Origin of the sequence: Streptomyces sp. NPDC051555 (assembly GCF_044454405.1) — a bacterium.
Taxonomy (GTDB): domain Bacteria; phylum Actinomycetota; class Actinomycetes; order Streptomycetales; family Streptomycetaceae; genus Streptomyces.
This window is the reverse complement of sequence record NZ_JBITDP010000003.1, coordinates 370,527-383,398: the sequence shown is the minus strand read 5'-3', so window position 1 is coordinate 383,398 and position 12,872 is coordinate 370,527. Positions and strand designations below refer to the sequence as shown.

Genomic DNA, 12,872 nt, shown 5'->3' with positions numbered 1-12,872 from the left:
CGCACCCCCCACCTCTCTTTCCTTCCCCCGCAGGAGCACCCCATGACCGTCCCCCGACTCCCCACCCACGGCTGGCTCAACGGCGCCGTCGTCGACTGGGAGAACTGCACCGTCCACGCCCGCTCGCAGGGCGCCTTCTGGGGCGCCAACGTCTTCGAGGGCCTGCGCGCCTACCGCCGCCCCGACCACTCGGGCCTCGCGGTCTTCCGCATCGACGAGCACCTCGCCCGACTGCGCCGCTCGATGAAGGCGCTGCGCATGGAGATCCCCTTCACCGACGAACAGCTCAAGCAGGGCGTGCTCGACGTGCTGAAGGCCAACGCCTTCGACGAGGACGCGCACATCTGCGTCGTCTCGTACTTCAACATGGGCCCGAACGGCGACCCGCTCAGCCACACCGACGACGCCGGCGCCCACATCACCACCACCCGCGCCCCCCGCGGCCGCGGCTTCGACGGCGGGCTCTCCGCGACCATCTCGTCCTGGCGCCGGATCAGCGACGACAGCATGCCGCCGCGCATCAAGGCCGGTGCGAACTACCACAACAGCCGGCTCGCCCACCACGAAGCCGTGCGCAACGGCTACGACACCACGCTCCTGCTCAACCAGCGCGGCACCGTCTCCGAGGCGCCCGGTTCCTGCGTCGTGATGCTGCGCGACGGCAAGCTCATCACCCCGCCCGGGACCAGCGGCGTGCTCGAAGGCATCACCGTCGCCACCCTCGGCGAACTCGCCGCGAACGAGCTGGGCATCCCGATGGAGCGCCGCGAGATCGACCGCACCGAGCTGTACACCGCCGACGAGATCTTCGTCGCGGGCACCCTCGCCGAGGTCGCCCCGGTCACCACCATCGACCGGATCCCGGTCGGCGACGGCGCACCCGGCGTGACCACCCGCAAGCTCCAGGAGCTCTACGACGCAGTGGTGCGCGACCAGCACCCCGACTACCGGCACTGGAACACGATCGTCCACACGACGGAGACCTCCGCATGAGCACCGCCGCCGCCGGCATACCCACCACGGCCACCGCCCTCGCGCCGCTGCTGGGCGCCCTCCTCGACGGCTCCGTCGAGGTCGTCGACCTCACCTCGCCGCTGTCCGAGCAGACCCCGCTGATCCAGCTCCCGCCGGAGCGCGGCCAGCCCTGGCCGTTCGCGCGCGAGGTCATCAGCCACTACGACGAGGCCGGACCGACCGTCTACTGGAACAACATCCGCCTCTCGGAGCACACAGGGACCCACTTCGACGCGCCGGTCCACTGGCTCACGGGCCGCGACCTCGACGACGTCTCCCAGGTACCGCCGCAGCGGCTGGTCGGCCCCGCCGCCGTGCTCGACTTCTCCGCCGAAGCCGCGGCCGACCCCGACTTCCTGCTCCAGCGCCACCACGTGGAGACCTGGCAGCGGGAGCACGGCGACCTCCCGGCGGGCGGCTGGCTGCTCTACCGCACCGGCTGGGAGGCCCGCCAGGGCGACCAGGACACCTTCCTCAACGGGCGGCACACCCCCGGCATCGCCCCGGACTGCGCCCGCTGGCTCGCCGAGGAGACCGCGGTCATCGGCATCGGCGTGGAGACGGTCGGCACCGACGCCGGACTCGCCGGCGAGTTCGAGGACCAGCCCTACCCCTGCCACTGGTACTTCCACGGCGCCGACAAGTACGGCATCACCCAGCTGCGCAACCTGCACCGGCTGCCCGCCCAGGGCGCGGTGCTGATCGCCGCGCCGCTGCCCATCGTCGGCGGATCGGGCAGCCCCGCCCGCATCCTCGCCCTCGTGCCCGCCGCCACCGGCGCCTGACCGTCCCCCGTTCCCGCCGCCCCGGAAGGCACCCATGAGCCCGACGCCCGACGCCCTGGCCGCGCTCCGCCGCAGGTCGGTCAACCGCATCCTGGTCCTGCACGGCCTGTCGTCCTTCTGCTACGGCATGGTCTTCCCCTTCATCGGGATCCACCTGGCCGCCCAGCCGCGGATCGGGACGGCCGGGGTCGCCGTCTACTACGGCGCCTGCGGCCTGGCCAACCTCGCCGTGTCACTGCTGCTCACCGCCGCGGTCGTACGCGTCCCCCGGCACCTGCTCGGCGTCCTCGGCCTGCTCCTGTGGGTCGGCTCCTTCGGGGTGCTGAGCGGCGCCACGACCCTGCCCGAGGCGGGCGCGGCGGCCGTGCTCGGCGGCGCGGGCCAGGGCGCCTTCATGGCCGCGATCATCCCGATCGTGAACTCCCTGGTGCCGCCCGAGGAACGGCGCGCGGTCTTCGCCCGCCGCTACCAGATCCTCAACGCCACGCTGGCGGGCGGCTCCCTGGTGGCCGGCCTGTTCCTCGCCGCCTTCTCCCGGGAGGCCATCACCTGGCTGCTGCTGGTGAACGCCGCCGGATACCTGCCGGTGGCCCTCGTCCTGGTCCTGGCCCGCAAGGTCCCCGGGATCGCGGAATCCGCGGCGGCCGGCCCGACACCCGACGGCGCGACACCCGAAAAGGCCGCCCCCGCTGCCCCCGCCGCCTTCGGCACCGGCATGCTCGTCCGCGCCTCGCTGACCGCCGCCCTGTTCCAGTTCGGCGCGTACCTCTTCGGCTTCAGCCAGTTCGAGGCCACTGCCCCGCTCGTCGCCGACCAGCTCATGGACACCGGCATCGGCTGGATCTCGGTGATGCTCACCGTCAACGTCGTGGTGATCGTGGCCTGCCAACGCCCCCTCGGGAAGCTGCTGGAGAAGCACTCCGAGGAACGCGGACTGCGCCTCGCCGTGGCCCTGTGGGTGATCGGCTTCCTCTGCGCCGGCCTGAGCGCCTTCGGCCCCGGGCCCGTCCAGCTCACCGGGCTGATCCTCTACGCGGCCTTCTTCGGCCTCGGCGAGTGCGCCTACTCGTGCTCGTTCCACCCCTGGCTGATCTCCAAGGTGCCCGACCGCGAGCTGACCCGGGCCAGCGCCCTGTGCAACTCGATGATGGGCATCGGCATGTTCTTCGGCCCCTCCGCGGGCATCGCGCTCATCGGCCTCGGCGACCCGCTCTGGGTCTGGCTGCCGCTGGCCGCCCTGTGCGGGCTCGTCGCCCTCACCACCCTGCGCCGCAGGGCCCGTACCGCCCCCGCCGCCGCCGACCCCGGCGCCGCCGCGCTCGTACCGGCCGGCTGACCCCCCGTGACCACCACAACGGAGAACCCCATGCAGCCCGACGACATCGCCGTCCTCGACCAGCAGATCATCCACCTCGTCGGCCGGCGCGCCGAGGCCGCCCGCGCGCGCACCCGCGCCCGCGTCACCTCCGGCGGCGCCCGGACCTCGCTGACCGAGGAGAACGTGGTCATCGACCGCTACCAGGAGGAATTCGGCCGCCCCGGGGTCAACCTGGCCCTGCTGCTCCTCGGCCTCCCGGACCGGCTGCCCCGGCGGTGACCGCCGTCCGGTGCTACGTCTACGCCCGCACGCCCGCCCTGGAGACGGGCGCCCCGGCCGGCCCCTGGCGGGTGGGCGTCCTGCCCGGCGGGACGCTCGCCCTGCCCCACGCCCCGCTGGCCGCCGAGGCCGACCCGGCCGCGGCGGCGGCCGCCCTGGTACGGGAGCTGACCGGCCGGATCCCCCGGCTCGTCGCCCCGCCGGTGCCCCCGCTGGAGGGCGCCGGGGCCGCATGGTGGATCCGGTCGCCGCACGGGGGCCCGTACGCGCGCGAACACGAGTACGTGATGGTCCTGCCCGGCGCCCCACCGCCCGGCCTGGACTGGCTCGCCCCGACGCCCGCGCGGCCCCTGCTCCGGGACGAGAACCTCCGGCTCGCGGCCGCGCTCGGCTCCGTCCTGGAGGCACTGCTCGCCGGGCGGACCGACCCCGCGGTCATGCGGGCCATGACCTTCGGCCACAGCCGCCGGGACGTGGGACCGCCTAGGCCCCGGGCCCAGTGGTGACGGGGGCCGTACCCTCCCCGACCGCGCCCTCTCCGACCGCACCGCCCCCGGCGCCGCCCGCCCGGGACTCGCCGTCGAGCACCACGCCCGCCTCCTCCAGGCCGACCAGGTAGCCGATCTGGAAGCGGCTCTTCGCGTCGAGGGACCGCATGATCTCCGCGACGTGCCGCTGCACGGTCCGCACCGACATCCCGAGCCTGCGCGAGATGGCCTTGTCGTCCAGGCCCTCGGTCAGCAGCCGCACGATCGAGTGGCGCAGGTCCTCGGAGACCTGCTTCGCCCACTCGCGGTCGAAGCTCACGGGGAACGGGTCCGCCGCCCGCCACGCCGTCTCGAACGAGGTCACCATGAAGGCGACCAGGTTGGGCTCGTAGACGACCAGGGCGTGCGCCGAGTTCCCCTGCACGCTGACCACCGCCGCCCGGCGGTCGTAGATCAGCATCCGGTCCGGACCGTCGGCGAGGGTGCGCACCTCCGCGCCGCGCTCCATCATCCACTCGGCGAACTCCACCGTGTGCTGGCTGTAGCGGGCCGGGTGCTGGTAGATCGACCGGCTGCTCACCCCGCGTTCGAGCAGCCGCGCCATGCTGCCGCGCGCCTTCTTCAGCGCCTCCGGGTCGCGCGCGCCGCCCGGCTGCACGTGCAGCGCCTCGGTCTGGCAGCTGTCCGTCAGCCCGTCGATCAGCCGTCGTACGTCGTCCAGATCGGTCAGCAGTTCCACGGCCTTGCGCTGCTGGCGCTGCTGACCCAGCTGGTAACAGGGCCCCAGCGTGGCGAAGGAGGTGCGGATGCGCTCCACCGCTTCGGCCTGCCGGCGGATCCTGCGCTCCATCGGCCACAGCAGCTGACCGGCCGCGAACTGCGGGGAGACCACCGCCAGCCGGTTCTCGTTCTCCGCGTCCCGGCGCAGCAGCCGCAGCGCCTCCAGCTGCTCGACCGCCGCCTGTAGCTCCAGCTCACCGAGCCCCAGCGGACCCGCCACCTCCTCCGGGGCGAAGGAGGGCAGACCGGCCACGAACTCGTAGAGCCGCAACCCGTCGGGTGTCAGCTCCGCCGGCGGAACCTCAGCGGCTCCGTTTTCGCCGTACTCCATCGACTTCGCCACCCTTCGTGTTTGCGACAGACGTGAATACCGCAGGTCAAGGGGGGTCCCGTGCGGCTCCTGCGCGCGGCAAGCTACTCGAAGACAAGCCAGCCGGCCATCCGGAGAACGTCAAAAACTGGCTGATCAGCGCCGCATGTCGACCGGCAATCTGATGCTGTTCTGACCTATCAGCATGAAAAGGACCCACACAATGCAGTCGATCTCTGCCCGAATCGCCCTGCTCATCGCCGGTGTAGCCGCGGCGCTGGCCCTCATTATCGGCCAGTCTCCTATGGATTCCAGCACCGGGCAGAACGTCGCCGGCGACAACGGCTGGTCCGCCCCGGTGAAGACGGCCACCACCTTCGACAACGGCTGGTCGTAGCACGACCCCCGGGGCACGTCTTCCGGGGGAAACGCTGAGGGGCCCTTCCCCGTCGCTCTCGCGACGGGGAAGGGCCCCTCAGTGCATGGTGCTCCGCAGAGCTACCAGGTCGGATCAGGCCTGAAATCAGGCGTTGATCTTGGTGACCTGGCCGGCGCCGACGGTCCGGCCACCCTCACGGATGGCGAACTTCAGGCCCTCTTCCATGGCGACCGGCTGGATCAGCGCGACGGTCATCTCGGTGTTGTCACCGGGCATGACCATCTCGGTGCCCTCGGGGAGGGTCACGACGCCCGTTACGTCCGTGGTACGGAAGTAGAACTGCGGGCGGTAGTTGTTGAAGAACGGGGTGTGACGGCCACCCTCGTCCTTCGACAGGATGTAGGCCTGAGCCTCGAACTCCTTGTGCGGGGTGACCGAGCCGGGCTTGATGATGACCTGGCCGCGCTCGACGTCCTCGCGCTTGATGCCGCGGAGGAGCAGACCGACGTTCTCGCCCGCCTGGCCCTCGTCGAGGAGCTTGCGGAACATCTCGATACCGGTGACCGTGGTGGTGGTCTTGGTCTCCTTGATACCGATGATGTCGACGGTCTCGTTGACCTTCAGGACACCACGCTCGATACGACCGGTGACGACGGTGCCACGACCGGTGATCGTGAAGACGTCCTCGACGGGCATGAGGAACGGCATCTCGGTGTCACGCGGCGGGGTCGGGATCGCCTCGTCGACAGCGTCCATCAGGCCGAGGAGCTTCGCGCTCCACTCGGGGTCACCCTCGAGCGCCTTGAGCGCGGAGACCTGGACGACCGGAAGGTCGTCGCCCGGGAACTCGTAGTCGGAGAGGAGCTCACGGACCTCGAGCTCGACGAGCTCCAGGATCTCCTCGTCGTCCACCATGTCGGCCTTGTTCAGGGCGACGACGATGTACGGAACGCCGACCTGGCGGGCCAGGAGCACGTGCTCCTTGGTCTGCGGCATCGGGCCGTCGGTGGCGGCGACCACGAGGATCGCGCCGTCCATCTGCGCGGCACCGGTGATCATGTTCTTGATGTAGTCCGCGTGACCCGGGCAGTCGACGTGGGCGTAGTGACGCGCCTCGGTCTGGTACTCGACGTGCGCGATGGAGATGGTGATACCGCGCTGACGCTCTTCAGGAGCCTTGTCGATCTGATCGAAGGCCGAAGCCGCGTTCAGGTCCGGGTACTTGTCGTGCAGCACCTTGGTAATGGCGGCCGTGAGGGTCGTCTTACCGTGGTCAATGTGACCGATGGTGCCGATGTTGACGTGCGGCTTAGTCCGCTCGAACTTCGCCTTCGCCACGGGGTCCTCCTGGAGAGTGGTTCTGTACGCCTTACAGATTGGCGCCAGGTGATCTTTGCTGGAAAGCCGGTACCCCGGGGCAACCGGAGGGTTGCTCCTGTTGCCCCTGAGGCTCCGGTGACAAGCCTAAAGCGTGTACTCGGAAGAGTTACTCGCCCTTGGCCTTCGCGATGATCTCCTCAGCGACGTTCCGGGGAACCTCGGCGTAGGAGTCGAACTGCATCGAGTAGCTGGCGCGACCCGAGGTCTTGCTGCGGAGGTCTCCGACGTAGCCGAACATCTCCGAGAGGGGCACGAGGCCCTTCACGAGGCGAGCGCCGTGACGCTCCTCCATGGCCTGGATCTGGCCACGGCGGGAGTTGATGTCACCGATGACATCGCCCATGGACTCTTCGGGCGTGGTGACCTCAACGGACATCATCGGCTCGAGGAGCACGGGAGACGCCTTGCGCGCGGCCTCCTTGAAGGCCTGCGAACCGGCGATCTTGAAGGCGAGCTCCGAGGAGTCGACCTCGTGGTAGCCACCGTCGAGAAGAATGACGCGGACGCCAGTCATCTCGTAGCCCGCGAGGATGCCGAACTGCATGGCTTCCTGCGCACCCGCGTCGACCGAGGGGATGTACTCCCTCGGGATGCGGCCACCGGTGACCTTGTTCACGAACTCGTACGCCGGACCGTCGGCCTCGAGGATCGGCTCGATCGCGATCTGCACCTTGGCGAACTGACCGGTACCACCGGTCTGCTTCTTGTGGGTGTAGTCGTGACGCTCGACGGTCTTGCGGATCGTCTCGCGGTAAGCGACCTGCGGCTTGCCGACGTTGGCCTCGACCTTGAACTCGCGCTTCATACGGTCGACCAGCACCTCGAGGTGCAGCTCGCCCATACCACCGAGAATGGTCTGGCCGGTCTCCTCGTCCGAGTGGACGTGGAAGGAGGGGTCCTCCTCCGCCAGGGACTGGATGGCGACACCCAGCTTCTCCTGGTCGCCCTTGGACTTGGGCTCGATGGCGACCTGGATGACCGGAGCCGGGAAGTCCATGGACTCCAGGATCACGGGTGCCTTGTCGTCACACAGCGTCTCACCGGTCGTGGTCTGCTTCAGACCCATGACGGCGACGATGTCACCGGCGCCCACCGCGGCGATCTCTTCACGCTTGTTCGCGTGCATGCGGTAGATCTTGCCGATGCGCTCCTTCTTGCCCTTGACGGAGTTCAGCACCGCAGTGCCGGCCTCCAGGCGGCCCGAGTAAACCCGGACGAAGGTGAGCTTGCCGAGGTGCGGGTCGCGCATGATCTTGAACGCGAGCGCCGAGAGGGGCTCGTCGTCCGAGGGCTTGCGCTTCACGACGACCTCGGCGTCCCGGACGTCGTGGCCTTCGATGGCCTCGATGTCCAGGGGCGACGGGAGGTAGCGGATGACGGCGTCGAGCAGGGGCTGAACGCCCTTGTTCTTGAACGCCGTGCCACAGAACACCGCGGTGATCGTGGCGCCGGTGCCCTTGCCGGAACCGATGATGATGCGACGCACGGCGTCGTGCAGCTGCTCGGCCGTGGGCTCGATGCCCTCGAGGAACAGCTCCATGATCTGGTCGTCGTTCTCGGCGACCGTCTCCACCAACTTGGCGTGCCACTCAGCGGCGGCTTCCTTGTGGGTGTCCGGGATGTCGACGATGTCGTACATCTCGCCCTTGGTCGCCTCGGCGGACCAGACGAACGCCTTCATGGTGACCAGGTCGACAACGCCCTGGAAGTCCATCTCGGCGCCGATGGGGAGCTGCATGACGATCGGAACCGCACCGAGGCGGTCCTTGATCATGTCGACACAGCGGTGGAACTCGGCGCCGGTGCGGTCGAGCTTGTTGACGAAGCAGATACGCGGGACGCCGTAGCGGTCCGCCTGACGCCAAACGGTCTCGGACTGCGGCTCGACGCCGGCCACACCGTCGAACACGGTGACGGCGCCGTCGAGGACGCGGAGCGAACGCTCCACCTCGACGGTGAAGTCGACGTGACCCGGGGTGTCGATGATGTTGATGGTGTGGTCAACATCTTCGAGCGGCCAGTGACAGGTGGTGGCGGCAGACGTGATGGTGATACCACGCTCCTGCTCCTGCTCCATCCAGTCCATCGTGGCTGCGCCGTCGTGGACCTCACCGATCTTGTACGACACACCGGTGTAGAACAGGATGCGCTCGGTGGTGGTCGTCTTGCCCGCGTCGATGTGGGCCATGATGCCGATGTTGCGCACCTTGGCCAGGTCAAGCGAAGTGGTAGCCATATCGGCTCAGTCTTCTCTCGGTCTCGATGTGGGTTCGGACTACCAGCGGTAGTGCGCGAAGGCCTTGTTGGACTCGGCCATCTTGTGCGTGTCTTCACGCTTCTTGACGGCAGCACCGAGACCGTTGGACGCGTCCAGCAGCTCGTTCATGAGGCGCTCGGTCATCGTCTTCTCGCGGCGGGCGCGGGAGTAACCCACGAGCCAGCGCAGCGCGAGGGTCGACTGACGACCCGGCTTGACCTCGATCGGCACCTGGTAGGTGGCGCCACCGACACGGCGGGACTTGACCTCGAGGGACGGCTTGACGTTCTCGAGCGCGCGCTTCAGCGTGATGACCGGGTCGTTGCCGGTCTTCTCGCGGAGGCCTTCCATGGCGCCGTAAACGATGCGCTCAGCGGTGGAGCGCTTGCCGTTCATGAGGATCTTGTTGATGAGCGACGTCACCAGGGGAGAACCGTAGACCGGGTCGATGATGACCGGGCGCTTCGGGGCGGGGCCCTTACGAGGCATTTCTACTTCTCCTTCTTGGCGCCGTAGCGGCTGCGGGCCTGCTTGCGGTTCTTGACAGCCTGGGTGTCAAGCGCACCGCGGATGATCTTGTAGCGAACACCCGGCAGGTCCTTCACACGGCCACCACGCACGAGCACGATGGAGTGCTCCTGCAGGTTGTGTCCCTCACCCGGAATGTAGGCCGTGACCTCGATGCCGGAGGTCAGACGCACACGCGCGACCTTACGGAGCGCCGAGTTCGGCTTCTTCGGGGTGGTCGTGAACACGCGCGTGCAGACGCCGCGACGCTGGGGCGAAGCCTCAAGCGCGGGGGTCTTTGTCTTCTCGACCTTGTCCTGCCGGCCCTTACGGACCAGCTGCTGGATCGTAGGCACTACTTCTCCGGTTTCTGTGTGCCGTGTAGTGAAGCTAACCTGGAACATTTGCCGACCCACGCGGTCGGGTGTGTCGTACCCGCTCAGCCCCCGCTCAACGCGGAGACCCTACGGATAACGGTGGCCAGTGCGACTCGCGTGCGGTTGATGGACACGCACGGGAGCCCAGGCACACCCCAGGCACAAGGTCTGAGCGTACCTACCGCATTCACTCCGGTCAAAACAAATGCCCCCGCCGGGTCGCCCGCCCCCGGGGGCCCGGCCCACGGCCGCTTAAACTACCCGAAACCATCCATCATACCGATCATCGAACAGCGCGCGACCCGACGCCGGCCCCGGTGGGCCCCCGCGGACGCGCGGCGCACCGACGGCATCGGCGAGCATCAGGAGCAAGACATTGGGCACCGTGGCATCGGAGCGGTCGACGGTCGGCGATCCGCCCCCAGAGCCCGCACGGCCCGCCCGCCGCCGCCTGCGGCCGGTCCTGCGGCGGCTGTACGCGCCCCTGCTCGCCTTCCTCGTCACCTCGGCCGCGTTCTGCTCGGCCTGGGCGCTGCGCGGCAGCTACCCCTTCGGCAACACCGGGCGGGCCCTGAACGACCAGGCCAACCAGTACGTGCCCTTCCACCGCGCGCTCTGGGACCTGGTCCACGGGCAGGCCGCCGGCGACCTGCTCTTCACCTGGCGCGGCGGCTTCGGACAGCAGTTCCTGTCCGACTACTACACCTACCTCGGCAACCCGCTGTCCTGGCTGACCGTGCTGGTCCCGCGGGCCCGCGTCGACCTCGCGGTCTTCCTGGTCACCCCGCTCACCATGGGGCTCGCGGCGGCCCTGATGGCCGTCTACCTCGGCAAGCTGGTCCCCGGCCCGTGGTGGCAGCGCGGGGTACTGGGCGCCTGCTACGGCCTGTGCGGATGGGCGCTGAGCGACGCCTCGTACATCCCCATGTGGCTGTGGGGCCTGGTGGCGCTGCCCATGCTCGGGATCGCGGTCGAATGGTGCCTGGAGCAGCGGCGCTGGCCCTCGGTCGCCCTGCTCGTCGCGCTGGCCTGGTACGGCAACTTCTACACCGCGATGATGGCGACGATGGCGGCCTGCGTGCTGCTCGCCGTCCGTCTCATCACCCGGGACATGGAGTCCGGTGCGCGGCTGCGGGCCGTGTGGCGCGCGGCCACCGCGGCGGCGGTGGGCATCATGCTCACCCTCCCCCTCCTCCTTCCGTCCTTCCTTTCCAGCGGCGCGGCGCAGCCCACCGACGCCTCCTCCTTCCACCCGCAGCGCATCGAGGTCTTCCTCAGCGGGATGCTGCCCGCGACCCACCTGTGGGGCGGCCGGCCCCGGCTCTACATCGCCTCGCTCGGCCTGATCCTGGCCGGCTCCTTCCTCCTGAACACCGCCGTCGCCAAGCGCACCCGCCTGGTGTGGGGCGCCGCGATCGTGCTGGTGGCGGCCTCGTTCCAGTTCCCGCCGACCCAGTACCTGTGGCACGGCCTGGCCGTGCCGAACGGCAACCCGTACCGCGAGGCCTTCGTCTTCAGCGGGATGCTGGTGGTGCTGGCCTGGCTGGCCCTCGCCCACCGGCCGCGCCCGCTGCACCTGGCGCTCAGCGCGGCCCTGCTGGTCGTCGCCACCTTCGTCCTGCGCCACACCAATGACTTCGGCGGCGCCACCTGGGCCGCGGTCCTCGGCGGCGGGGGCGTCTCGCTGCTCGCGCTGCTGCTCCTCGTGACCAGCGGCAAGCGGCGTTACCTCGTGCCCGTCGCCGCCGTCCTCATGGTCGGCGTCGTCTTCGCGGAATCCACCCTGGCCGCGGTGAACGCCGACGAGCGCCGGGCCCGCGAACGCTGGGCCGCCCCCGCCGTGACCTCGAACCGGTCGATCTCCCAGCACTTCGACGCCGTCCGCGACGTGGACGGCTGGCCCGCATATCGGACCGACTCCGGCGCACCGCAGACCGCGTACAACGACGCCCTCGCCCTGCGGGCCGAGGGTCCGCAGTACTACAGCAGCTACCTCCCCGAGGCCACGTACAAGGCCCTCGAACCCCTCGGATTCGGCTACAAGAACGACGGCCGCACCTTCTTCGGCGCCGACAACCCGGTCCTCGACGCGATCTTCTCGATCGGCGCCCGGGTCCGCCCGGGCGACGCCCCGAACAGTTGGACGGCCGGCCGCTTCCCGGCCCCGCCCCTGGTGACCGTCCGCAGCGCCCCCTTCACCTCGCCGAACCCCGCCGACAGCGTGTACGCGCACCAGGAGGACGTGCTGGGCGCCGCCGTCTACGACGTCCCGAAGGTCACCCGCACGGGCCCGGACACCGCACAGACGTACACCGCCCGGTGCACGCCCGGCTCCGAGCTGTACTGGTACTCCCCCGCCCTCTACGGCACCGTCGTCAGCGACGGCACCCGGCGCCCGATCGAGGACAAGCTCTCCGGGGTCATGAAGCTCGGCGCGGTCCCGGCCTCCGGCGCGGTCGAGGTGACGGTGGAGACCCGCTCCCAGGGCGCCGCCCCCGAGCACCCCGTCGGCTGCCTGGACCGCGGCCGCCTCGACGCGGCCGTCACCCACCTGAAGGCCACCGGGGCCACGAAGGTCACCGCCGGCGGCCACGACATCGAGGCCACCCTCCCCCGCGGCGCCTCCGGCACCGCCGTCTTCGCGATGACCGACGTCCCCGGCTGGCAGTGCACCGCGGGCGGCGCCGCCACCACCCCGACCCCCTACCACGGCCTGGTCGCCCTCCCGGTGACCCCGGCCACCGGCACGGTGTCGTGCACCTTCACCCCCCGCGGCCTCACCCCGGGCCTGGCCGCGGGCGCCCTGGCCCTCCTGGCCCTCACCTCGGCAACGATCGCCTCCCTCCGCCGCCGCAGGACGGGCGCCGCGTAGGCAGGGACGCACCCACACGCGCCGAGGGGGGGGGCCCCCGCCCACCCCCGGCGCCCCCCCCCCCGGGGCGGGGGGCCCCCCCCCGCCCCACCCCCCCGCCAACCCCCCCGCCCGGGCCCCCCCCGC

General features: G+C 70.1%; 12 protein-coding genes. 7 read left to right on the top strand and 5 right to left on the bottom strand.

Annotated elements, in window-relative coordinates; all coding sequences use genetic code 11:
- The first annotated feature begins 42 nt into the window (after nucleotides 1-42).
- From ilvE to ACIBEA_RS10165, 5 genes are read left to right on the top strand one after another with little or no spacing between them, the layout of a single operon-like run.
- On the top strand, nucleotides 43-993 hold the full coding sequence (gene ilvE, locus ACIBEA_RS10185) for a branched-chain-amino-acid transaminase (protein WP_399259387.1): 951 nt from the start codon (nucleotides 43-45) through the stop codon (nucleotides 991-993).
- Nucleotides 990-1,799: a cyclase family protein gene (locus ACIBEA_RS10180; protein ID WP_399259386.1), complete on the top strand. Its 810-nt coding sequence runs from the start codon at nucleotides 990-992 to the stop codon at nucleotides 1,797-1,799. The genes ilvE and ACIBEA_RS10180 overlap by 4 nt, the downstream gene beginning before the upstream one ends.
- A 34-nt stretch (nucleotides 1,800-1,833) precedes the next feature.
- Complete coding sequence (locus ACIBEA_RS10175; RefSeq protein WP_399259385.1) at nucleotides 1,834-3,135, top strand: MFS transporter; 1,302 nt, start codon at nucleotides 1,834-1,836, stop codon at nucleotides 3,133-3,135.
- Between the two features lie 30 nt (nucleotides 3,136-3,165).
- Entirely contained in the window at nucleotides 3,166-3,396 is a 231-nt protein-coding gene (locus ACIBEA_RS10170) for a chorismate mutase (RefSeq protein WP_354382757.1), read from the top strand.
- Entirely contained in the window at nucleotides 3,393-3,902 is a 510-nt protein-coding gene (locus ACIBEA_RS10165) for a hypothetical protein (protein ID WP_399259384.1), read from the top strand. Before ACIBEA_RS10170 ends, ACIBEA_RS10165 begins: the two co-directional genes overlap by 4 nt.
- Here the strand turns inward: ACIBEA_RS10165 and ACIBEA_RS10160 are convergent.
- Nucleotides 3,880-4,995, bottom strand: coding sequence for a LuxR C-terminal-related transcriptional regulator (locus ACIBEA_RS10160; RefSeq protein ID WP_399259383.1), 1,116 nt, complete (start codon nucleotides 4,993-4,995; stop codon nucleotides 3,880-3,882). The genes ACIBEA_RS10165 and ACIBEA_RS10160 overlap by 23 nt on opposite strands.
- A gap of 202 nt (nucleotides 4,996-5,197) precedes the next feature.
- On the opposite strand from ACIBEA_RS10160, the gene ACIBEA_RS10155 reads away from it, so the two are divergent.
- Complete coding sequence (locus ACIBEA_RS10155; RefSeq protein WP_399259382.1) at nucleotides 5,198-5,371, top strand: hypothetical protein; 174 nt, start codon at nucleotides 5,198-5,200, stop codon at nucleotides 5,369-5,371.
- A gap of 126 nt (nucleotides 5,372-5,497) precedes the next feature.
- Here the strand turns inward: ACIBEA_RS10155 and tuf are convergent, their stop codons facing one another.
- From tuf to rpsL, 4 genes are all read right to left on the bottom strand, one after another.
- Nucleotides 5,498-6,691: an elongation factor Tu gene (tuf, locus tag ACIBEA_RS10150; RefSeq protein ID WP_399259381.1), complete on the bottom strand. Its 1,194-nt coding sequence runs from the start codon at nucleotides 6,689-6,691 to the stop codon at nucleotides 5,498-5,500.
- A 148-nt stretch (nucleotides 6,692-6,839) separates the two neighbouring features.
- Nucleotides 6,840-8,969 (bottom strand): elongation factor G, encoded by a 2,130-nt coding sequence (fusA, locus tag ACIBEA_RS10145; protein WP_399259380.1) that lies wholly within the window; start codon nucleotides 8,967-8,969, stop codon nucleotides 6,840-6,842.
- 39 nt (nucleotides 8,970-9,008) lie between these two features.
- The gene (gene rpsG / locus ACIBEA_RS10140; protein ID WP_399259379.1) at nucleotides 9,009-9,479 is read right to left on the bottom strand and encodes a 30S ribosomal protein S7; all 471 of its coding nucleotides are present in this window, start codon (nucleotides 9,477-9,479) and stop codon (nucleotides 9,009-9,011) included.
- A 2-nt stretch (nucleotides 9,480-9,481) separates the two neighbouring features.
- Nucleotides 9,482-9,853, bottom strand: a complete 372-nt coding sequence (gene rpsL / locus ACIBEA_RS10135; RefSeq protein ID WP_007265893.1) for a 30S ribosomal protein S12 — start codon at nucleotides 9,851-9,853, stop codon at nucleotides 9,482-9,484.
- Between the two features lie 406 nt (nucleotides 9,854-10,259).
- Here rpsL and ACIBEA_RS10130 point away from each other — a divergent pair, with 406 nt between their 5' ends.
- On the top strand, nucleotides 10,260-12,746 hold the full coding sequence (locus tag ACIBEA_RS10130; protein ID WP_399259378.1) for a YfhO family protein: 2,487 nt from the start codon (nucleotides 10,260-10,262) through the stop codon (nucleotides 12,744-12,746).
- The last annotated feature ends 126 nt before the right edge of the window (nucleotides 12,747-12,872 follow it).

Coding starts and splice junctions, on each gene's coding strand:
- ACIBEA_RS10155 (WP_399259382.1), top strand. CDS start 5,198: ATGCAGTCGATCTCTGCCCGAATCGCCCTGCTCATCGCCGGTGTAGCC.
- ACIBEA_RS10160 (WP_399259383.1), bottom strand. CDS start 4,995: ATGGAGTACGGCGAAAACGGAGCCGCTGAGGTTCCGCCGGCGGAGCTG.
- rpsG (WP_399259379.1), bottom strand. CDS start 9,479: ATGCCTCGTAAGGGCCCCGCCCCGAAGCGCCCGGTCATCATCGACCCG.
- ACIBEA_RS10180 (WP_399259386.1), top strand. CDS start 990: ATGAGCACCGCCGCCGCCGGCATACCCACCACGGCCACCGCCCTCGCG.
- ACIBEA_RS10175 (WP_399259385.1), top strand. CDS start 1,834: ATGAGCCCGACGCCCGACGCCCTGGCCGCGCTCCGCCGCAGGTCGGTC.
- fusA (WP_399259380.1), bottom strand. CDS start 8,969: ATGGCTACCACTTCGCTTGACCTGGCCAAGGTGCGCAACATCGGCATC.
- ACIBEA_RS10170 (WP_354382757.1), top strand. CDS start 3,166: ATGCAGCCCGACGACATCGCCGTCCTCGACCAGCAGATCATCCACCTC.
- ilvE (WP_399259387.1), top strand. CDS start 43: ATGACCGTCCCCCGACTCCCCACCCACGGCTGGCTCAACGGCGCCGTC.